Consider the following 20941-nt stretch of genomic DNA (forward strand, 5'->3'; position numbering starts at 1 on the left):
CGCCCTGCGGCGCGACTCACCTTGCGCCGAACTCTAGAGCGGTTCCCGGCGGGAGGAAATACGCGACATCGCCGAGGTCAATCGGCGCTCTTCACCGGGCCGCCGAGCACGTCGTCGATGTAAAGCTCGCGCACCAGCGTGCGCACGACGGCGACGACCGGCACGGCCAGGACGAAGCCCAGAAGCCCGAACAGGAGGCCGAAGATCACCTGCGCGCCCATGGTGAGAGCCGGCGGCAGCGAGGTCGTGTAGCGCTGGGCGATGGGCTGGGCGACATTGCTTTCCACGCCTTGGATCAGAAGATACAGGCCAAGCGCCCAGAGCGCCATGTCGACGCCCTGCGCCAAGGCCGCCAACACGATGATCGCGCCGGCCACGAAGGCGCCGACGGTGGGCACGAAGGCCAGAAGCCCGGCCTGAAGCGCCAGGAGGAAGGCGTTGTTGACGCCGATCAGAAGCAGGCCTGCCCAGGACACCGTGAAGATCAGCGCCATGGAAATGGCATCGCCCGCCACCCAGAGGATCAGCGAATGGGCGGCCTTCTTCAGGACTTCCGAGATGCGGGCGCGCTTTTCCTTGGGGAACAGCGAAACCAGCCCGTCGCGATAAAGGCTCGGCTGCCACGAGACGAAGATGGCAAGAAACAGCACCACGAAGAAATTGCCGACCGCGCCCAGCGCGCCGAACAGCGCCTGCCCCGCCTGCGAGGCGAGGCCCGAGGGCAGAAGATCCTGAAAGGACTGCGAACCCGAATCCCCGTTCACCGGCAGGCCCATGCCCTGGAGCGAGTGCATCAGCTTGTCGGCCTGCTCGCGCACGCCGGCCAGAAGATTGTTGAACTCCTGCACGAGGGCGAAGCCGCCCCAGGCAAGCGGCGCGAGGATCAGGACGAAGGTCAGAAGATAGACCAGCATCAGCGAGGCCCAGCGCGGCAGGCCGAGCCGCTGAAACAGGCGCGCCACGCCGCAGAAGATGGCCGCCAGAAGCAGCGAGGCGAAGATCAGGAAGAAGCCCGTCGCGGCATAGGCGAAGACCACGACGCAGAGGATCATGCCGAGCACGATGGCGGCGATCGTGACCGCGCGATAGGCGACCGGCTGCGGCGTGGCGGGCCCGGACGACAGGCTGGAAAAGGGATTCTGCACGCAAAGCACTCCTGACAAACGCGCGGGCTCGACGCGCGACCGGACGAGAGCCGGCAGGCGTTGGAATATTGCTCGCGCGCGGCCGAAATCGAGAGCCGGCTGCGTTCGCCACGGCGAAAGGAAACAGAGCGTGAGCGGCAAGGCCTTGTTCTGACCATACCGGGCAACCTGCAGACGGTACCATACATGTGGCCCCCTAAAGTCCCGAGTTCGGGACGGGGACACGGCGCGGCGAACGCCAAGCCTCTTGCGCTCGGAGCCGGTTCGGGTCACCCCGCCGTATCGGCCCCGGGGCGCCTTCACCGCCACATCTGCGCCGATCCCCTGCCGTGCCAACCGCATCGACCACGTGGGTCACATCTCGACATTCGTCGCCCTCCCTCCGCTCCCGTTCATCTGGACAGGCTTCGAAGGGCGCTCATCGGCGTGGGGCGTATGCCTCCCGGTTCAAAGTGACGGAAGTTTCCTGTATGGGGGCACAATGCTCGCTCATCACAAGAGCGCCGCAGTCTGCTGTTGCTGGCATGGCGTTCACGCGCCCGTGAGCGCACACGAAGGATTTCAGCTTCATGGAAGCCCTGCTTGCCCCGCTCGTCGCCGGCCTCGTCGCGGTCATGTCCGCCGGGGGGCTGGCGGGCGTCGCGATTTTGATGGGGCTGGAATCGGCCTGCCTGCCGCTGCCCTCCGAGATCATCATGCCCTTTGCCGGCTATGTCGCCTCGCAGGGGCAATACAGTCTCCTCGCAGCGGCGCTGGCGGGGGCGATCGGCTGCAATCTCGGCTCGCATCTGGCCTATGAGGTGGGCGCGCGCGGCGGGCGGCCCTTCGTGGAGCGGTTGATCGCGCGGTCGCGCTGGGGCGCCAAGGAACTCGCCCTGTCGGACCGCTTCTTCGCGCGCTACGGCTCGCTCGCCATCTTCATCGGCCGCCTTCTGCCCGTGGTGCGCACCTTCCTGTCGCTGCCCGCCGGCATCGCGCGCATGAACCTCTGGCACTTCCACCTCTATACGTTCACTGGCTCCTTCCTCTGGTGCTACGCGCTGGCCTGGCTCGGCGCGAGCCTCGGCGAGCACTGGAACGACACGCCCTGGGTCAAGACGGCCTTCCATGTGGCGGACGCGCTGGTGATCCTCGCCGTGCTGGCGAGCGCCGTCTGGTTCTGGCGCAGCCGTCGCCGCAGCCGGGCCTGACGGGTCGGGCGCGGCGGCTTTTAGAACCGGGGACAAAACCCTTCGGGTCGGCCGACCGCGTCTTGTTCCCGTCGGACATCGTTACCGATGCTCGCCCATGTGCTGCATGGACTGTGCCCGGCACCTTACCGGCAGAAACAATCCCTCGATCGCCCTCCGCCGAAGGGTTCTGTCTCCGGTTCTGAGCCTCGACCCGGCCGCCCTGCCCTCGCCTTCAGCTTCTCGTGCCGAAGATCGCCGAGCCGACGCGCACGCTGGTCGCGCCGAAGGGAATGGCCCGCTCGAAATCGCCGGACATGCCCATGGACAGCTTTTCGACGCCCGCCTCGCCCGCGATCTTCTGAAGCAGCGCGAAATAGGGGCCGGGATGCTCCTCGGCAGGCGGGATGCACATGAGGCCCTCGATCTCCAGCCCATGCGCCTCGCGGCAATGGCGAACGAAATCCACGGCCTCGCGCGGCGGAATTCCGGCCTTCTGAGGCTCCTCGCCGATATTGACCTGCACATAAAGGCGCAGCGCCCTGCCCTGCTTCTTCGTTTCCTTGGCGATCTCGGCGGCGATCTTCTCGCGGTCCACCGTCTCGATCACGTCGAACAGCGCCACCGCTTCGGCCGTCTTGTTGGACTGGAGTGGGCCGATCAGATGCAGTTCCAGATCGGGAAAGGCGTCGCGCAGGAGCGGCCACTTGCCCTGCGCCTCCTGCACCCGGTTCTCGCCGAAGACGCGCTGCCCGGCCTCGATCACCGGCCGGATCTCCTCGGCCTCGAAAGTCTTGGAGACGGCGACAAGCTGAGTGCTGCCGGCAGCGCGCCCGGCCTCGGCTTCAGCGGCGCGGATGCGGGCCTCGATGGCGTGAAGACGGTCGACGGCGGTCTCGCTCATGGCATTCCTTGAAGAAAAGGCCGGTTTGAACTAGATTTCGGAGTGGGTACCGGAGCTTCAACTCCGGTACCCGTCGCCTAGATGAGTATCCGGATCCGGAGGACAGCCTGCCAGCCTCTCCGGGTCCGTTTCATCTCAAGCGTGATGCTCAGTGGTATCAGCCACATTGCTCATCACTCCGAAAGAAGACAAAGCCGATGCCACGGCTGCGGGGGCTCATCCTCCGCAGCGGCGCGGGCTGGCGTCGCGCGTCTGCTTCTGCCTTCTTCGTCGCGCCTTATGCGGCCTGTTTGGCGGCTTGTGAAGAGCGGCCGGCGCGCTTGTCGCGAGCGGCATAAGGCAATATTGACGGATACGTCCGTCGTATCCGACGGCTCAATCCGTCGCTATCCGTTGGCGACTCCGCCCGCATCATCCGCACGAGACCGCTCCCGCAATGGCCATCGAACGCTACAATCCCCGCGCCGCAGAACCCCGTTGGCAGGAGCGCTGGGCTTCCGAAAAGCTTTTCGAGACCGACACCGACGCGCCGGGCGAGAAATACTATGTCCTGGAAATGTTCCCCTATCCGTCGGGGCGCATCCATATGGGCCATGTGCGCAACTACGCGATGGGCGATGTGGTGGCCCGCTACAAGCGCGCCAAGGGCTTCAACGTCCTGCACCCGATGGGCTGGGACGCGTTCGGCATGCCTGCCGAAAACGCCGCGATGCAGAACAAGGTCCACCCCGCCAAGTGGACCTACGAGAACATCGCGACCATGCGCGGGCAGCTCAAAAGCATGGGCCTGTCGCTCGACTGGTCGCGTGAATTCGCGACCTGCGACGTCGAATATTACCAGCGCCAGCAGATGCTGTTTCTCGACCTGCTCGAGAAGGGCCTTGCCTATCGCCGCAAGTCCAAGGTCAACTGGGACCCGGTCGACAACACCGTGCTCGCCAACGAGCAGGTGATCGACGGGCGCGGCTGGCGCTCGGGCGCGCTGGTGGAGCAGCGCGAGCTGACGCAATGGTTCTTCCGCATCACCGACTATGCCGACGATCTACTGGCCGCGCTGGATCACCTGCCCGGCTGGCCCGAAAAAGTGCGCACGATGCAGCGCAACTGGATCGGCAAGTCGGAAGGTCTGCTGGTGCGCTGGGCGCTGGCCGAGGGCTCGGCCAAGCCTGAGTTGAACGAAGTCGAGGTCTTCACCACGCGGCCCGACACGCTGTTCGGCGCGAGCTTCCTGGCGGTCGCGGCCGACCATCCGCTCGCCAAGGCCGCTGCCGAGACCAACCCGGAATTGGCCGCCTTCATCGAGGACGTGAAGCGCGGCGGCACCTCGGCCGCCGAGATCGAGACGGCCGAAAAGCGCGGGTTCGATACGGGCCTGCGCGTCACCCATCCGTTCGACCCCGAATGGGTGCTGCCGGTCTATGTCGCGAATTTCGTGCTGATGGAATACGGCACGGGCGCGATCTTCGGCTGCCCCGCGCACGACCAGCGCGACCTCGACTTTGCCCGCAAGTACGACCTGCCGGTCAACCCCGTGGTCCTGCCCGAGGGCGGCGATGCCGCGAGCTTCGCGGTCGAGACCACGGCCTTTGACGGCGATGGCCGTCTGTTCCATTCGCGTTTCCTCGACGGGATGACGCCGGCGGAAGGTTTTGCCGAAGTCGCCAAGCGTCTGGAAGGCGCGACGCTGAACGGCCGCCCGCAGGCCGAGCGCAAGGTGAATTTCCGCCTGCGCGACTGGGGCGTGTCGCGCCAGCGCTACTGGGGCTGCCCGATCCCGGTTCTTCATTGCGAGAGCTGCGGCGTGGTGCCCGAGAAGCGCGAGAACCTGCCCGTTCGCCTGCCGGATGATATCGACTTCGACAAGCCCGGCAATCCGCTCGACCGCCATCCGACCTGGCGTCAGACCACCTGCCCGCATTGCGGCGGCCCGGCTCTGCGCGAAACGGACACGATGGACACGTTCGTGGACTCGTCGTGGTATTTCGCGCGCTTCACGAGCCCGCGCGCCGACGAGCCGACCGTGCCCGAGACCGCCAATGCCTGGCTGCCGGTCGATCAATATATCGGCGGCATCGAGCACGCGATCCTGCATCTTCTCTACTCGCGCTTCTTCACGCGGGCGATGCGCGCCACCGGCCATGTCGGCATGGACGAGCCCTTCAAGGGCCTTTTCACGCAGGGCATGGTAGTCCACGAGACCTATCGTGCCATGGGAGATGGGGCTCGGGAGTGGGTGCCACCCGCCGACGTGTTGATCGAGGAAGTGGACGGCCAGCGCCGCGCCAAGCGCCTGTCCACCGGGGCCGAGATCGAGATCGGCTCGATCGAGAAGATGTCGAAGTCCAAGAAGAACGTCGTGGACCCCGACGACATCATCGCCTCGCTCGGCGCGGACACCGCGCGCTGGTTCATGCTCTCGGACTCGCCGCCTGAGCGCGACGTGATCTGGACGGAAGCGGGCGCGGAAGGCGCGCATCGCTTTGTGCAGCGCGTCTGGCGCCTCGTGGCCGAAACGGCCGAGCATCTAGGCTCGAAGGCGGACGCCGCTTCGGCCGAGCCGAGCGACGCCGCCAAGCTGGTGCGCCGCGCGGCCCATCGCACGGCGGCGGGTGTCGGCGACGATATCGAGCGCCTTGCCTTCAACAAGGGCGTCGCGCGCCTCTACGAGCTGGTCAACACGCTGTCCTCGGCCTTCACGCCGGACGCGCTGGCGCGCGACGCGAGCCTGCGCATGGCGGCGCGCGAAAGCCTCTCCATCCTCGTGCGCCTCGTCGCCCCCATGATGCCGCATCTGGCGGAGGAATGCTGGAAGGCGCTGGGCGAGGATGGCCTGTGCGCCGCGCAGGGCTGGCCCCAAGTCGACCCCGCGCTGCTGGTGGACGACGAAATCGTCCTGCCCGTGCAGATCAACGGCAAGAAGCGCGGCGACATCACCGTCTCCGCCAAGGCCGACAAGGGTGAGATCGAGGCGGCCACGCTGGCGCTCGACTTCATCAAGGAAGCCCTTGGGGGCGCGGCTCCCAAGCGCGTCGTCGTGGTTCCCGGAAGGATCGTGAATGTCGTCGTCTAGGCTCCGCCCTGCCCTTCGCCTTCTGCCGCTGGCTGCCGCCGCGCTCTTGCTTGCGGGCTGCACCTCCGGGCCGCTCTATGGCGCCAAGGGCATCGACCCGGCGACGGGCGCGCGCTCCAGCGCCCTCGTCGCGCTCAAGGGCCGCGTGTCCATGCCGACAGCCCAGACGCGCACGTCGCAGGTCTTCCGCAACGCCATGCTCTACGCCCTGAACGGCGCGGAACCGGCCCGCGCGCCGCTCTACGACCTGCGCTACACCGTGACTTCCACGGATCAGGTGTCCTCGCTGGAAGCGGGCACCGGGGCGCCCTCGGCGAGCCTTTATCGCATGACGGTCGATTTCGACCTCGTGCGCCTGTCGGACGGGCGCTCGCTTGTGAAGGGTCAGCGCTTCGCACTCGTGCCCTATGACCGCACGCAGCAGCTCTTTGCCGCCGAGCGCGCGGTGATCGACGCGCGCGATCAGGCGGGCAAGGCCGTCGCCGAGCGCGTCCTGACGGTCGTTGCCCCCGCGCTCCAGCGCGAGGCCGCAAGCCCCGCGCCCGCCGCCACGCCGGCCAAGTAACGCCGGAGCCGGGGCTATGGCGCAGAAGAAGGCGGGCGAGGTCGAGGCGTTTCTGTCGCGCCCCGACACGTCCTTTCCCGTCGTGCTTCTGTATGGCCCCGATCCCGGCCTCGTGTCGGAGCGCGCCGGCACCGTCGCCAGGCTCAGCGGCGCCGATCTAGCCGATCCGTTCAGCACGGTGACGCTGAACGCCGACGAGCTGGAGCGCGATATCGGCCGCCTGTTCGACGAGGCGCGCACCCTGTCGCTTTTCGGCGGGCGGCGGCTGATCCGCGTGCGCGGCGCGGGCAATGGCAAGAACCTCGCCGACGCCGTGGCCGATCTCGCCGCCGACCCGCCGCCCGGCGCGACCATCGTGATCGAGGCAGGCGATCTCAAGAAGACCGCCGCCCTTCGCCAGCAGGTGGAGCGCGGCCGCGCCGCCATGGCGCTGCCCTGCTATCAGGACGAGGCGCGCGCCCTCGACAAGATGATCGACGAGGAACTGAGCGCGGCGAACCTGACGATCGATCGTCACGCCCGCGAGGCCCTGCGCGAGCGGCTGGGGGCCAATCGCCTGGCATCCCGCGGCGAGGTGCAGAAGCTTTGCCTTTACGCGCTCGGCAAGGGTCAGATCACCGAAGACGACGTCGAGACCATCGTCGGCGACGTGTCGGCCGACACGGTGGACGAGACGATCGACGCCGCCGCGTCCGGCGAGGTGAAGAAACTGCCCGAACTGATCGAGCGTTTGCTGGCGTCGGGCACCGCGACCTTCCAGCTACATTCCGCGCTCCTGCGCCATTTCCAGGGGTTGCAGATCATGCGGTCCGAGGTGGAGGAGGGGGGCGCGACGGTGGCGTCCGCCGTGGAGCGCCGCCGCCCGCATTTTCGTCGCAAGCCCGCCTTCGAGGCCGCGCTCGGTGCCTGGACGGGCGAGGCCATCGCTCGCACGCTCCAGCGCATCGAGGCCGACATTCTGCTCTCGCGCCGCGAAAGCGCGCTGGCCGTCACCATCATGCGCCGGACGCTCACCGATATCAGCGTGGAAGCGGCCCGGCTTCGCACACGCGGGCGGCGCTAGAAAGCCCATGCGGCCGATTGGCAGGTGCTGCACCATCAGGCCGAAGATCAGGCGTAGCCAACGGGGAGGGGAGCGATCGTGATGCGACAGGGACTGTTCGAAAACATGTTGATCGTGCTCGCCGTCACGCTTCCCCTTCAGGCTTCGCCGACGCACGCGCTCGACTGCGAGGGAGCAGACGACCAAACCAGCCTCAACTTCTGCGCCGGGCGAGCCTATAGCGAGGCCGACAGCCAACTCAACGACCTTTATCGCGACCTGAAAGACCGTTTGAAGGGCGATCCCAACCGGCTGGGACATCTCGTCAGCGCACAGCGCGCCTGGATCGGCTTTCGCGATCTGGAATGCGAGTTCGCCATCTCGGCGCTTCTCGGCGCAAGCGCTCAGCCCATGGCGAAAGCCGACTGTCTCCGCGCGCAGACCGAGCAGCGCATCAACGCTCTGAACGCCTATGCCCATTGCGAGGAGGGTGATCTCAGCTGCCCCGTTCCGCCGCCTAGCGAGCAATCGAATTAGCCGGCTTATTCTGGAGCGTCCGAATGGCGAAATGGCCGAGTCTTCCGCAATTGCGAAGCTTTCTCGCCGTGGTGGAAACCGGCAACCTGTCGCTGGCCGCTCGCCGCCTTCATCTGACCCAGCCCGCCGTGTCCCAGCAATTGCAGGAGCTGGAGCGCATTCTGGACGTGCGGTTGCTGGACCGCGCAGCCGGTAGGGCGCAGCCGACACCGGCGGGCGAGGCACTTCTGGAACCCGCGCGCCGCGCGCTGGCCGCGATGGAAGACGCGGTGGAAACTGTGTCGCGCTATAGCGGCGAGGAAACCGGGCGGCTTCGCATCGGCACCGGTGCGACGGCCTGCGCCTTTCTTCTCCCATCCGTGCTGGCGAATGTGAAACGCGATATGCCGGGGCTGGAGATCAGCGTCAGCATCGGCAACACGGTGGACATTCTGCCCCGGATCGAAGCGGGGGAGATCGATGTCGGTCTCGTCACCCTGCCGGTCCCGGTCAGCCGCTCGCTGGATACCACGCTTCTGATGCGTGAGCCGCTTCTGGCCCTGTTTCCAGCCAGCGACGTCCTACCCGACCGGGCGACGCCGCAGGCCATGGCTGCCGAGCCCTTGATCCTCTACGAGTCCGGCGGCCACACGCGTGGCGGGCTTGATCGCTGGTTCGACGCCGCTGGCCTCACAGCCCATCCCATCATGGAACTCGGCAGCGTCGAGACGATCAAGCGGATGGTGGCGGGCGGGCTTGGCACGTCGATTCTGCCGGGGCTGGCCTTGGGGGAGCCGATCGCCGGTACGATCTCTCGCCCGCTCGACCCGCCTCTCTGGCGCGAACTCGGCCTCACCTTGCGCGCCAACAAGATTCGCGACCGGGGGCTGCGTCTGTTCCTGCGCGCACTCGAAGAGGCCGTGCGTCACGAGACGACGATCGGTAGCGCTGTCGTGCCAGACCGCGTCACCAACCCGACAGGGGGGCGGCAGTCGAGGTCGTGACGTGGCGGACAGAGCCGGGAAAGCCTTTGGATCGCCCTGTCGAACTTGGAGATAAGGCGAGATGCTCCGTCACACATCGAGGCTTCAGCGCGTCTGGTCGCAGGAACAATTGGCTGAAATCAGCGGGCGGAGCGAGCGCACGATCCAGCGCATCGAGAATGGCCGCTCCGCCAGCCGTGAAACCATGAAGGCTGTCGCTGCCACCTACGAGGTCGATCTCCCGCAACTTGTGGGAGATCAATGACATACCCATTCCCCTTCCGCAGCAAAGCGATCCCGACGAGGTCCTCGCCCTGGCGAAGGTTCGCCGCACCAAGCGCTTCTGCATCCCGCTGGGGCTCGATGTGACAATCATGGCCGGGCTGACGCTTCTCAACCTTCTGACCACGCCTCACAGCCTACGGGTCCAGCGGCCCGCTTTGGCCTGGGGCGTGGCTTTGGCCATCAGCGGGCTGAGCACGTTTGATCGGCTGCCCTTCGTCACACCCGCCTGGAAGCGCCGGCAGATCGAGAAATAACTCGGCGGACGGCTTTGATCCGGCCCCGGCCCAAACCAACAATGGGAGCGGGCGAAACCCGCTCCTTCAGGGCAGTGGGCTACAGGCTGCGAATGCGCGGCTCGGCGCTTTCCGCCGACACGCGCGTCTGGAGCAGGCGGCAGAGGTGATCGAGTTGGTCGAGATGGCGGAAGTCGAGGCGCAGCGAGCCCCCTTCGCCGCGAAGCTCGATGGCGACGGGCAGGCCGAGCGTGTCCGACAGGAGCTTTTCCAGCGCCTGCGTGTCGCTTTCGCGCACTTCGGCGACGGAGGGCGGGGCAGGGGGCGTACGGCGCTTCTGCGCGGAGCCGCGCGGGGGAGCGGGTTCGGGCAGCGGCTCGCCGCGCGCCAGCGTTTCGGCCTCGCGCACGCTGAGGCCCCCGTCCACGATCTGACGCGCGAAGGCCTCCGGGTCGTCCTGCGACACGGCCGTGCGCGCCGCGCCCGCCGACAATTCGCCCTTGGCCACCATTTCCTTCACGCTGTCGGGCAGCTTCAGAAGGCGCAGCGTGTTGGCGACATGGCTGCGGCTCTTGCCCAGGATGTCGGCCAGATCGGACTGCGTGTACTCGTGCTCGTCGATGAGCATTTGATAGCCCATCGCCTCTTCGATCGGGTCAAGATCGGCGCGCTGGACGTTTTCGATAATGGCGATTTCCAGCGACTCGCGATCGCTGATTTCGCGTACGACGACGGGGACCTGTTTGAGGCCCGCTTCCTGCGCCGCGCGCCAGCGCCGCTCGCCCGCCACGATCTCGAACGCGCCGCTGGCAGTCTTGCGCACCAGAATGGGCTGAACGACGCCGTGCTGGCGGATCGACGCCGTCAGTTCGGCCAGATCCGTCTCGTCGAAATGCCGGCGCGGATTGCGCGGATTGGGCGAAAGCTCGCTCACCGCCAGCTTGCGCTCGCCCGGCTCCTCGACGCGCGCGGCGCCGGGCAGCGGGAAAGGCGTGGCGGCGCGGGAGGGAACGGCGGAGGAGGCCGAGCCGCCGATCAACGAGGCGAGGCCCCGGCCTAGACGCTGGCGTCCCTTGTCTTCGCTCATTCTCATCGCTCCTTGCGGATCGGTCCGCTTCTGCTCTTGGCGGGCCGCGCCCGCATCCTGTTCATTCCAAGGGCGAAACGATCATCCGCCCGAACCCTCACTCGTCAAGCGGCCGCCAATTGCCGCTCGCGCTGGATCACCTCGGAGGCCAGCCGGATATAGGCTTGGCTGCCGGGGCATTTCATATCGTAGAGAATGGCCGGCTTGCCGAAGCTCGGCGCTTCCGACACGCGCACATTGCGCGGGATGATCGTCTCATAAACATGGTCGCCCATGAAGGAGCGGACATCCCGCACAACCTGGCTCGCCAGATTGTTGCGCCCGTCATACATGGTCAGGACGATGCCGTGCAGCGACAGGGCCGGGTTCAGCGTGTCCCGCACCTGCTCCACCGTTTCCAGAAGCTGGCTGAGACCTTCCAGCGCGAAGAACTCGCATTGAAGCGGCACGAGGATCGCATCCGCCGCCGCCATGGCATTCACCGTCAGGAGGTTCAGCGAGGGCGGGCAGTCCACCAGCACGAGGTCGAAAAGCGGCGTTTCCTCGGCGTGGAAGTGCAGCGCATCGCGCAGCCGATAGGCGCGGCTGGTGGAGCCCGAGATTTCCATCTCGACGCCCAGCAAATCCAGCGTCGAGGGAATGATCGAGAGATCGGGCACGGCGGTCGCCATGGCGGCCTGCGTGATCGAGGCGCTTTCCACCAGCACGTCGTAGGAGGAGACGGCGCGATCGTCCCGATCGACGCCGAGCCCGGTGGAGGCATTGCCTTGCGGGTCGAGATCGATCAGCAGCGTGCGCTTGCCGATAGCGGCGAGCGCGGTCGCCAGATTGATCGCCGTCGTGGTCTTGCCGACGCCGCCCTTCTGGTTGGCGATGGTGATCACGCGCATGCGCGAAACAGGGAGCGTATCCATACCGTCTCGTTCCTGTAGGCCTGCTTTCGCAAGCCCAAAGCTAGGGGAGCGGCGCCGCCTTGCGGGCGGCGCATCCGACACCTCTTGAAGGGGCGAAGCTCAGGCTCCCGCCAGAGCCTCGAGCCGTCGGATTTCCAGCATCACCGAGCCATCCTCGATCTCTGAGCTATGCTTTACCATGTCGAAGCGCCAATGGGCAGAAGCCGCCGCGATTTCCTCATCATGGTTCCGCCCCTTGGGGAACCAGCACTTGGCATCTGGCTTCAAATGCGGGGCGACGAGGGCACAAAGTTCATCCAGCGAGGCGAGGGCGCGCGCGCTGACAGCCTCGGCCCCGCCAATGATCTCGCTGCAATCCTCGATCCGCTCGACATGAACTTCGGCGGGCAGGCTCAGTTCGCGGATGACGGTGCGCAGGAAAGCCGCCTTCTTGGCATTGCTCTCCACCAGATGCATTTCGGCCCCCTCGCGCCCGCAGAGCGTGATGGAGAGGACGAGGCCGGGAAAGCCCGCACCGGAGCCGAGATCGACCCAGCGCGTGGCGTTGCGGGCCAGATGCGACAACCAGAGCCCGTCTTCCAGATGCCGGGTCCAGATTTCGGGAATCGTGGAGGGCGAAATCAGATTGATGCGCGTTTGCCATGTGCGGAGAAGTTCAACATAGGCGTCGAGCTTTTCCACTGTTTCACGTGAAACACCGTGACGCGACAGAACGAGCGAGCGTTCCTCGGCGAGCTTCGCGTCGGTCGCCGCGCGGCCCATGCGCGGACGGGAAGCGGGACGGGCAACCGCCGTGCGGGCGAAGGGGCGGATGGAGCGTTCAGGCTGCTTGCGCACGGTCGAACTTTCTGAGGGCCACGAGAATGATGGCGAGAGCGGCGGGGGTCATACCGTCGATCCGTTCCGCTTCCGCAACGGTTGCCGGACGGCGCTCGCGCAGCTTGTGGCGAATTTCGTTGGAGAGACCCTTGAGCGTGTCGAAGTCGAGGTCGGCGGGGATGCTCCGCTCTTCCTCGCGCTTCAACCTGATCTGGTCGCGCCGCTGGCGCTCCAGATAGACGTCATAGGCCGCTTCGATCTCGATGCGCTCTCGCACCGTATCCTGGATGGATGCCAGCTCCGGCCAGACCGGGATCAGCATGTCGAGCGTCGTGTCGGTGTTGGACAGGAGCGTCCAGGCCGAGCGCGTGCGCCCGTCCTGATTGACGGCAAGGCCCTTGCGGGCCGCCTCGGCCGTGGTGATCGTGGCGCCTTCCAAAAGCCTGCGCGCTTCCCCCAGCGCCGCCTCGCTCTTGGAAAAGACCTCGGCGCGCCGGGCATCCACCAGACCCCATTCAAGGCCGAGCGGGGTCAGGCGGCGGTCGGCATTGTCGGCCCGCAGCGACAGGCGGAACTCGGCCCGGCTGGTGAACATGCGATAGGGCTCGGTGACGCCCGTGCGGGTGAGATCGTCCACCATGACGCCGAGATAGGCATCGCCCCGGCCGATCACGACCGGCTCCGCGCCGCTCGCGCGCCGCGCCGCGTTGAGCCCAGCCAGGAGCCCCTGCGCGCCCGCTTCCTCGTAGCCCGTCGTGCCGTTGATCTGACCGGCCAGAAACAGGCCGGGCGCCTTGGAAACTTCGAGCGAGCGCGTCAGCTCGCGCGGGTCCACATGGTCGTATTCGATGGCATAGCCGGCTTTCAGAATGCGGACCTGCTCCAGTCCCGGCAGAGAGCGCAGGAAGGCTTCCTGCACATCCTCCGGCAGCGAGGTGGAGAGCCCGTTCGGATAGACCGTGTCGTCGTCCAGCCCTTCGGGCTCCAGAAACACCTGATGGCCGTCGCGGTCCCCGAACTTGACGATCTTGTCTTCGATCGACGGACAATAGCGCGGGCCGACGCCTTCGATCTCGCCGCCATAGAGCGCGGAGCGATGGAGGTTCTCGCGGATGATGCGATGCGTCTCATCGGTCGTGCGGGTGATGCCGCAGTCGATCTGCGGATTGTCGATCCGCGTCGTCAGATAGGAAAAGGCGTAGGGCTCATCGTCGGGGCCCTGTTTGTCGAGGCTCGCCCAGTCGATCGTGCGCCCGTCGAGCCGCGCGGGCGTGCCCGTCTTCAAGCGGCCGAGCCGAAGCCCGAGCCGCGCCAGCGTGGCGGACAGACCGAGCGAGGGCTTTTCGCCGACGCGGCCCGCCGGAATCTTGACCGAGCCGATATGGATGAGCCCGTTCAGAAACGTGCCCGTGGTGATCACCACCGCGCCGCAGCGGATGCGCCGGCCATCTTCCAAGATCACCGCCTCGACGCGGTTGCCCGCGCCGAAGCTCAGGTCGAAGGCATCGCCCTCGACGATCTCCAGCCCGGCCTGCGCGCGGACCATCTCCTGTACGGCGGCCTTGTAGAGCTTGCGGTCGGCCTGCGTGCGCGGCCCGCGCACGGCTGGGCCCTTGCGCCGGTTGAGAAGGCGGAACTGGATGCCGCCGCGATCGGCCGCCTCGCCCATGATGCCGCCGAGCGCATCGATCTCGCGCACGAGATGGCCCTTACCGATGCCCCCGATGGCGGGGTTGCAGCTCATGGCGCCGACTGTGTCGAAGCTATGGGTCAGGAGAACCGTGCGCGCGCCGGCGCGAGCGGAGGCCGCGGCGGCCTCGACGCCTGCATGGCCACCGCCGATCACCACGACGTCGGCAGAAAACTCGCTCAAATTCTGGGTCATGGATTTGTTAAGCCCCGAGCCGGGTCCGCTGTCAACGGAGGGGACGTGACTTGCTGTCCACGCCTATCTTCGAAGTCGATACGGCTCTAGATTATACGCCAACGTATCAGACGGTTCGGCCCTGAAATGAGCGCGACGACTGCTATCAAGCCCTGGACACTCGCGGCTTTCTTCGAATGGCAGCAAGGTCTCGAAGATCGCTTCGAGCTTGTCGACGGATTCCCCCTGAAAATGATGACCGGCGCCTCGCGGCGGCACGATATGGTCGTTATGAACATCCTCGGGGAGTTGCGAAATCGTCTTCGCGGAAAGCCATGTGTCCCATTCACGGCCGATGGCGCGGTCGAAACCCGGCCGGGTCAGATTCGGCGGCCCGATGTCGGCGTCGATTGCGGGCCAACCGACCCGAACTCCTTCGTTGCCAGTGAACCGCGTATCGTGTTCGAGGTTCTTTTGCCATCGACCCGTGATTTCGATCGGCTTCGAAAGATCGAAGAGTACAAGACGATGCCCTTTCTCAGGCATATCGTCTTGATGGAGCAGGATCAGCCCGTCGCGATCCTTTGGTCACGTCTCACAGGCGCGGGTTGGGACGAGACGCGGATCGAAGGGCTGGACGGCGTGATCTCGCTCGCCGCTATTGGCGTCGAACTGCCACTCCACGAACTCTACGACCGCGTGTTGACCTGACGACGGCTTATGCCGGGCGCGGCGGGGCGCGCAGGCGGCTCATGGTGAAGGCGTCCACCAGCACGCCGTCGCGTAGGATCGACTGGCGCTCGCGCCCTTCGATCTCGAAGCCGCTCAGCTCATAGAGGCGGATGGCGCGGGCATTGTCGACATTCACCGAGAGTTCCAGCCGCGTCAGGCCCAGCCAATTGTCGGCGAGGTCCAGAATGGTTTCCATCAGCCGCCGCCCGATGCCGCGCCCCGTATGAGCGTCGTGGACGCCCATGCCGATCCCACCGACATGGGCTCGCCGTCCGGTCCAGCGCATGAGATGGATCGTGCCGACCAGTTCACCGTCCAAAAGCGCGACGAGAAGCGTCATGTTCGGCCCGCCTTCGAACAAACGCTTGCGCGCGCTTTCCTCGCTCTCGAAGGGAAGGCGCAGCGTGCCGTGCCGGTAGCCCGGCAGGTTCATGAGCGCGGTGAGGCCAGTGAGGTCTCGCGGTTCGGCGGCGCGGATCGTCAGGTCCATTCTCGCTGTCTGCTCCTTACTTCCCGATGCAGAATTCCGAAAAGATGAGGCCGAGAAGGTCTTCCACCCCGACGCGTCCCGTCAAGGCACCGAGCCGGTCGGACGTCTCTCTTAAGGTCTCGGCGGCAATCTCGGGTGGCAGCGCCGCGTCGTAAGCCGAGAGGCGCTCGGCGCATTGGCGCAGGAGATCGCGGTGGCGCGCGCGCGCCGGCAAAAGCGCGGCCGGATCGCCCGCCGCCTCGCGGGCGAAGGCGGCGATGCGGCGCGTCAGCTCGTCCAGTCCTTTGCCGGTGCGCGCAGAGAGCGAGAGATCAGAGTTAGCCGGCAAAGTCGAAGGAAGATCGGCTTTGGTCGCCACCCGTAACACCGGCGTGCTCCCGGCTTCGATCACCGTCTCCTCGGGCGCGGCGGGGTCGATCAGATGCAGCACGAGATCGGCCGCTTCGATGCGCGCGCGGGCGCGCGACACGCCGATCGCCTCGATCTCGTCTTCCGTTTCGCGCAGGCCCGCCGTGTCGGACAGGAGGATCGGCAGCCCTTCCATATCGAGCCTCGTCTCGATCACGTCCCGTGTCGTGCCGGGAATGGCGGAGACGATGGCGACCTCGCGCGCGGCGAGCGCGTTGAGAAGGCTGGACTTGCCGGCATTGGGTGCGCCGGCGATCGCGACGCGGAACCCATCGCGAAGGATTTCGGCCCGGTGCGCGCCGGCCAGATGCTCCTCGATCTCGGCTCTGAGGTTGGCCACCGCTTCGCTCGTGCCGGCGGACACGCTGTCATCGACATCGCCTTCGTCGGAGAAGTCGAACGAGGCTTCCAGAAGTGCGCGGATGCGCGAGAGCTGGCGCATCCAGCGCTCATAGAGCGCACGCGCCTCGCCGCCCGCCTGGGCCATGGCCTGGAGGCGCTGCCCTTCCGTTTCTGCCGCCAGAAGATCGGCCAGCCCCTCGGCTTCCGTCAGATCGATCCGCCCATGGGTGAAGGCGCGGCGGGTGAATTCGCCGGCTTGCGCCAAACGCAGGCCGGGCAGGGCAAGGAGCGCGCTGGTCAGCGCCGCGACCACGGCCCGCCCGCCATGGAGATGGAACTCGGCCAGATCCTCGCCGGTCGCACTGGCGGGACCGGGAAAGAACAGGACGAGCGCGCGGTCGATCTCCGTTCCGTCGCCCGCGCGCAGGCGGCGCAGGCTGGCGCGGCGCGGCTCGGGTAGGCCGCCCGCCAGCGCCCCCAGCGTGTCAGCGGCCGCAGGCCCGCTGACGCGGACCACGGCAATGCCCGCCGGCAGCGAGCCGGAGGAAAGAGCAAGGATCGTGTCGTCGGGCAAAGAAGCGGTCATGGCGTTCCCAGCAATGGTGGCGCTCGACCCTTCGCCGGGGCCCAGCGCGGGCCGCATCGACCCTTGTTTCGTTGGCACATTCGGCACGGGCCGCGTCAAGCGCCAAATCGGTTTGCGAGGCTCGGGCCGGCGGAAGGGTCGCGAGCGGGCGGCCATTTCCCGAACTCCGATAGATCAAGATATATCTTTTTCGCTTGCGTAAGCCGGGAACTGAATGTATCTAAAGATATATCTTAATCCACCGGAGAACCTAGAATGAGACAGGAATACGAAACACGCTGCCGTCACGGCCACCACCATGGCGGCGGGCTGGGGGCTTTGTTCGCCATGGGTCGCAACCCGTTCGGACGGGGCGGGGGTCGGGGCCACCGGCATGGTGGCCCTGGCGGCGGCACGGGAGATGGCGAGGGCGACGGGCGGATCGGCCGCTTTCTGCTGCAGGGCGATCTTCGCCTTCTCGTGCTGGCGCTGATCGAGAAGGAGCCGCGCCATGGCTACGAGATCATTCGCCATGTCGAGGAGATGACGCAGGGCTTCTACGCCCCGTCGCCCGGCATCGTCTATCCGACGCTCAGCTATCTCGAAGAAGCCGGCTATATCCTGGCGGAAAGCGAAGGCAACAAGAAGCGCTACGCCGTCACCGACGAGGGACGCGCCTATCTCGCCAGCCATCGCGAGGCCGCGGACGGCATTCTGGGTCGACTGACCGAGTTGGCCGAGCGCCTGAAGCAGCGGCGCGAGCACCATGCCTCACGCGGCGAGAAGCACGGGCCGGAGCTGCCCCGCAGCGTCGAGGCCGCGCTTCTGAACCTGCGCGAGGTCGCGGCCCGCGCGCTGGCGGCGGACGAAAAGCGCTCCAGCGAGATCACCCGGCTTCTTCTGCAAGTGGCCGACGATCTGGAGCGCGGATCAGGCGGCTTGGCCAACGTCTGAGACGGCGCCACTCTCGCGCCCCGCCGAGGAGGCGGGGAGGGCGAAGACGCTTTTCCACGATGATGTCTCAAGGCCGCCGGGTCCGCTCGGCGGCCCTTTGCGTTTATGGGTGCCCTCGTCGCACCGGGTCCGTGTGCCACTGAGAGCGTCTCGCAAAAGCTTGGCATAGCGAATGGTCGATGGTGTTGCGCTTGGGGGCGAGGAGCCAAACGCGGTCGATGCGAGGGCGCATCGTCGAGCCTTCGCGACGGTCCTTGCGGACGGCCGAGCCGCGTGGCTCACTCTAGGAACCCCGGCGAAAAGCTCCGGCGAGCGGACCCGGCGAGGTCTTGTGAGGCCTTCCCATGGATGCCACGCCCGATGCCTCGCTTGGAGCGGCTCGTCGGCAGATACTGGCCACGCGAGCGAAGGTCGGCGGCGATGGCACGACCTCTTGCCTGGCGGCTTCGGAGCGGCTTCAAAGGGCGCATCCAGCGGAGACGCCCCATGCCCGTCACGATCTATCACAACCCCGCCTGCGGCACCTCGCGCAATGTTCTCTCCATGATCCGGCAATCGGGCGAGACGCCGGAGGTGATCGAGTATCTGAAAACGCCGCCGTCGCGCGAGCGCCTAGTCGAACTCTTGGAGCTCATGGAGATCGGCCCCCGCGCCCTGCTACGCGAAAAGGGTACGCCCTTCGCCGAGCTGGGTCTCGGCGATCCCGCGCTGTCCGACGAGGCTTTGATCGACGCGATGCTGGCTCATCCCATCCTCATCAATCGCCCGATCGTGGTGACCGAAAAGGGCGCGAAGCTCTGCCGCCCGTCGGAAGAGGTGCTGGACTTGCTGGAGCATCCCTTGAGCGCCTTCACCAAGGAAGACGGGACTGTGGTGTCCCGTGCCTGACGCTCAGCCGCGCACACCGATGACGCGCGCGTCCGTTGCGGCCTTCAGATCGTTCGGCGTCGTCTCGAACACATGGAAGGGCGTGCCGGCGGCAGCCCAGATCGCGTCGAACTCCAGCAAGTCCTCGTCCATGAAGACAGGGAGCGGCGAGGTCGCGCCGAGCGGCGCGACGCCGCCGATGGCGAATCCTGTGTGCTCGCGCACGAAATCGGCGTCCGGCCGCTCCAAGGCCTCGCCGATCGCGCCGGCCACCGCCGTCTGATCGACCCGGTTGGCGCCCGACACGAGCAGGAGATAGGCCTGTCCCGTCACTGCGCCCCGGAACACCAGACTTTTGACGATCTGCCCGACCTCGGCCGAGACAGCCTTCGCCGCTTCCTCGGCGGTGCGGGCGATCACCTCGGTCTTCACCACCCGAAAGGGCAACGCCTTGGCGAGCGCAGCGATCTCAACCCGGCGCACGGCATCGGGCAGGTCGGCAAGGTCGGTCATGTCTGTCTCCCGCAAAGGCGTCGGCTTCTGCCATAAAGTCCGCGCCGGGCGGGCGGCAAGGCGGACGGGCCCATGAAAAAGGCCGCCGGCGCATCGCACCGGCGGCCTTTCGAGCCTTCACGTCCGAGAACGCCGACGCGCTCCCGGAAAGGCTTACGTGTTCATGGAGTCGAAGAAATCGGCATTGCTCTTCGTCTGCTTGAGCTTGTCGATGAGGAATTCCATCGCGTCCGTCGTGCCCATGGGCGAGAGGATGCGGCGCAGCACGAAGATCTTCTGCAGGTCCTGGCGCGGCACGAGGAGGTCTTCCTTGCGCGTGCCGGACTTGAGAATGTCCATGGCCGGGAAGATGCGCTTGTCCGCCACCTTGCGGTCCAGCACGATTTCCGAGTTGCCGGTGCCCTTGAACTCTTCGAAGATCACTTCGTCCATGCGCGAGCCGGTGTCGATCAGCGCGGTCGCGATGATGGTCAGCGAGCCGCCTTCCTCGATATTGCGCGCCGCGCCGAAGAAGCGCTTGGGCCGCTGGAGGGCGTTGGCATCCACACCGCCCGTCAGCACCTTGCCCGACGACGGAACCACCGTGTTGTAGGCGCGGCCCAGGCGGGTGATGGAGTCGAGAAGGATCACGACATCGCGCCCGTGCTCGACCAGACGCTTGGCCTTTTCGATCACCATTTCGGCGACCTGAACGTGGCGCGAGGCAGGCTCGTCGAAGGTCGAGGAGACGACCTCGCCCTTCACCGAGCGCTGCATGTCGGTCACTTCCTCCGGCCGCTCGTCGATGAGCAGCACGATGAGGTAGCACTCGGGATGGTTGGCCGTGATCGAATGGGCGATGTTCTGGAGAAGAACGGTCTTACCCGTGCGCGGCGGGGCGACGATCAGCGCGCGCTGGCCCTTGCCGAGCGGGGCGACGAGATCGATGACCCGGGCGGAGATGTCCTTCTTCGTCGGGTCGGGGTTTTCCATCTTGAACCGCTCGTTCGGATAGAGCGGGGTCAGATTGTCGAAATGGCTCTTGTGCTTGATCTTCTCGGGGTCGTCGAAATTGATCGTCGTGACCTTGAGAAGCGCGAAATAGCGCTCGCCGTCCTTCGGCCCCCGGATCGTCCCTTCCACCGTGTCGCCCGTCTTCAAGGAGAAGCGGCGCAGCTGCGAGGGAGAGATGTAGATGTCGTCGGGGCCGGGCAGGTAGTTCGCGTCGGGCGAGCGCAGGAAGCCGAAGCCGTCCTGCAGCACTTCCACCACGCCTTCGCCGATAATCTCGATCTCCTGCGCGGCGAGGCGCTTGAGAATGGCGAAGAGCAGTTCCTGCTTGCGCAGGGTGGACGCGCTTTCGACCTCGTTCTCCTCGGCGAAGGCGACGAGTTCGGCGGGCGTCTTGTCTTTCAGATCCTGGAGTTTGATCTCAGGCATGGGCGGGCTCCACCCCATCGGCCGGGCCTTGCAAGCCGTCTGCCATGGGGACAGT

At 66.4% G+C, this 20941-nt stretch carries 21 protein-coding genes; 11 read left to right on the top strand and 10 right to left on the bottom strand.

Going from position 1 to position 20941, the window contains the following annotated elements; translation table 11 throughout:
- Positions 1–77: 77 nt before the first annotated feature.
- Positions 78–1145 (bottom strand): AI-2E family transporter, encoded by a 1068-nt coding sequence (locus NS365_RS20700; RefSeq protein WP_058602195.1) that lies wholly within the window; start codon positions 1143–1145, stop codon positions 78–80.
- Positions 1146–1714: 569 nt separating this feature from the next.
- Between NS365_RS20700 and NS365_RS20705 the strand changes: the two genes are divergently transcribed.
- Positions 1715–2335 (top strand): DedA family protein, encoded by a 621-nt coding sequence (locus NS365_RS20705; protein WP_058602196.1) that lies wholly within the window; start codon positions 1715–1717, stop codon positions 2333–2335.
- A 214-nt stretch (positions 2336–2549) separates the two neighbouring features.
- On the opposite strand, the gene NS365_RS20710 is transcribed toward NS365_RS20705, so the two are convergent.
- Positions 2550–3218, bottom strand: a complete 669-nt coding sequence (locus NS365_RS20710; RefSeq protein WP_058602197.1) for a YggS family pyridoxal phosphate-dependent enzyme — start codon at positions 3216–3218, stop codon at positions 2550–2552.
- Positions 3219–3654: 436 nt separating this feature from the next.
- Here NS365_RS20710 and leuS point away from each other — a divergent pair, with 436 nt between their 5' ends.
- The 7 genes from leuS to NS365_RS20740 all read left to right on the top strand — a co-directional run bounded on the left by leuS (position 3655) and on the right by NS365_RS20740 (position 9933).
- Positions 3655–6288 (top strand): leucine--tRNA ligase, encoded by a 2634-nt coding sequence (gene leuS / locus NS365_RS20715; protein ID WP_058602198.1) that lies wholly within the window; start codon positions 3655–3657, stop codon positions 6286–6288.
- On the top strand, positions 6275–6853 hold the full coding sequence (locus tag NS365_RS20720; protein WP_058602199.1) for a hypothetical protein: 579 nt from the start codon (positions 6275–6277) through the stop codon (positions 6851–6853). Before leuS ends, NS365_RS20720 begins: the two co-directional genes overlap by 14 nt.
- A gap of 16 nt (positions 6854–6869) precedes the next feature.
- A complete protein-coding gene (gene holA, locus NS365_RS20725; protein WP_058602200.1) occupies positions 6870–7916 on the top strand; it encodes a DNA polymerase III subunit delta in 1047 nt (348 codons plus the stop codon).
- An 81-nt stretch (positions 7917–7997) separates the two neighbouring features.
- Complete coding sequence (locus NS365_RS20730; protein WP_244498518.1) at positions 7998–8432, top strand: lysozyme inhibitor LprI family protein; 435 nt, start codon at positions 7998–8000, stop codon at positions 8430–8432.
- 23 nt (positions 8433–8455) lie between these two features.
- Complete coding sequence (locus NS365_RS20735) at positions 8456–9415, top strand: LysR family transcriptional regulator (protein ID WP_082684756.1); 960 nt, start codon at positions 8456–8458, stop codon at positions 9413–9415.
- Positions 9416–9476: 61 nt separating this feature from the next.
- Complete coding sequence (locus NS365_RS23840; RefSeq protein WP_082684757.1) at positions 9477–9659, top strand: helix-turn-helix transcriptional regulator; 183 nt, start codon at positions 9477–9479, stop codon at positions 9657–9659.
- A complete protein-coding gene (locus NS365_RS20740; protein WP_193753496.1) occupies positions 9643–9933 on the top strand; it encodes a 2TM domain-containing protein in 291 nt (96 codons plus the stop codon). Before NS365_RS23840 ends, NS365_RS20740 begins: the two co-directional genes overlap by 17 nt.
- 79 nt (positions 9934–10012) lie before the next feature.
- On the opposite strand, the gene NS365_RS20745 is transcribed toward NS365_RS20740, so the two are convergent.
- From NS365_RS20745 to mnmG, 4 genes are all read right to left on the bottom strand, one after another.
- Complete coding sequence (locus tag NS365_RS20745) at positions 10013–10999, bottom strand: ParB/RepB/Spo0J family partition protein (RefSeq protein ID WP_058602201.1); 987 nt, start codon at positions 10997–10999, stop codon at positions 10013–10015.
- A gap of 104 nt (positions 11000–11103) precedes the next feature.
- Positions 11104–11913 carry a ParA family protein gene (locus tag NS365_RS20750; protein ID WP_058602202.1) on the bottom strand — a complete coding sequence of 270 codons (810 nt, stop codon included), beginning with the start codon at positions 11911–11913 and terminating at the stop codon, positions 11104–11106.
- 99 nt (positions 11914–12012) lie between these two features.
- The gene (gene rsmG, locus NS365_RS20755; RefSeq protein WP_058602203.1) at positions 12013–12750 is read right to left on the bottom strand and encodes a 16S rRNA (guanine(527)-N(7))-methyltransferase RsmG; all 738 of its coding nucleotides are present in this window, start codon (positions 12748–12750) and stop codon (positions 12013–12015) included.
- Positions 12734–14617 carry a tRNA uridine-5-carboxymethylaminomethyl(34) synthesis enzyme MnmG gene (gene mnmG, locus NS365_RS20760; RefSeq protein ID WP_058602204.1) on the bottom strand — a complete coding sequence of 628 codons (1884 nt, stop codon included), beginning with the start codon at positions 14615–14617 and terminating at the stop codon, positions 12734–12736. The genes rsmG and mnmG overlap by 17 nt, the downstream gene beginning before the upstream one ends.
- Positions 14618–14743: 126 nt before the next feature.
- Here mnmG and NS365_RS20765 point away from each other — a divergent pair, with 126 nt between their 5' ends.
- Positions 14744–15307, top strand: a complete 564-nt coding sequence (locus NS365_RS20765; protein WP_058602205.1) for a Uma2 family endonuclease — start codon at positions 14744–14746, stop codon at positions 15305–15307.
- A 7-nt stretch (positions 15308–15314) separates the two neighbouring features.
- Here the strand turns inward: NS365_RS20765 and NS365_RS20770 are convergent, their stop codons facing one another.
- Complete coding sequence (locus tag NS365_RS20770; RefSeq protein ID WP_058602206.1) at positions 15315–15818, bottom strand: GNAT family N-acetyltransferase; 504 nt, start codon at positions 15816–15818, stop codon at positions 15315–15317.
- A gap of 16 nt (positions 15819–15834) precedes the next feature.
- Positions 15835–17154: a tRNA uridine-5-carboxymethylaminomethyl(34) synthesis GTPase MnmE gene (mnmE, locus tag NS365_RS20775; protein ID WP_058602244.1), complete on the bottom strand. Its 1320-nt coding sequence runs from the start codon at positions 17152–17154 to the stop codon at positions 15835–15837.
- 255 nt (positions 17155–17409) lie between these two features.
- On the opposite strand from mnmE, the gene NS365_RS20780 reads away from it, so the two are divergent.
- Both NS365_RS20780 and arsC read left to right on the top strand, forming a co-directional pair.
- Positions 17410–18087 (top strand): PadR family transcriptional regulator, encoded by a 678-nt coding sequence (locus NS365_RS20780; RefSeq protein WP_244498519.1) that lies wholly within the window; start codon positions 17410–17412, stop codon positions 18085–18087.
- Between the two features lie 486 nt (positions 18088–18573).
- Positions 18574–18975, top strand: coding sequence for an arsenate reductase (glutaredoxin) (gene arsC / locus NS365_RS20785; RefSeq protein WP_058602207.1), 402 nt, complete (start codon positions 18574–18576; stop codon positions 18973–18975).
- Between the two features lie 3 nt (positions 18976–18978).
- Here arsC and NS365_RS20790 read toward each other — a convergent pair whose 3' ends face one another.
- Complete coding sequence (locus NS365_RS20790) at positions 18979–19467, bottom strand: YbaK/EbsC family protein (RefSeq protein ID WP_058602208.1); 489 nt, start codon at positions 19465–19467, stop codon at positions 18979–18981.
- 153 nt (positions 19468–19620) lie between these two features.
- Positions 19621–20886, bottom strand: a complete 1266-nt coding sequence (rho, locus tag NS365_RS20795; protein WP_019994620.1) for a transcription termination factor Rho — start codon at positions 20884–20886, stop codon at positions 19621–19623.
- Positions 20887–20941: the final 55 nt, after the last annotated feature.

It is taken from the genome of Aureimonas ureilytica (genome assembly GCF_001475935.1).
GTDB lineage: Bacteria > Pseudomonadota > Alphaproteobacteria > Rhizobiales > Rhizobiaceae > Aureimonas > Aureimonas ureilytica_A.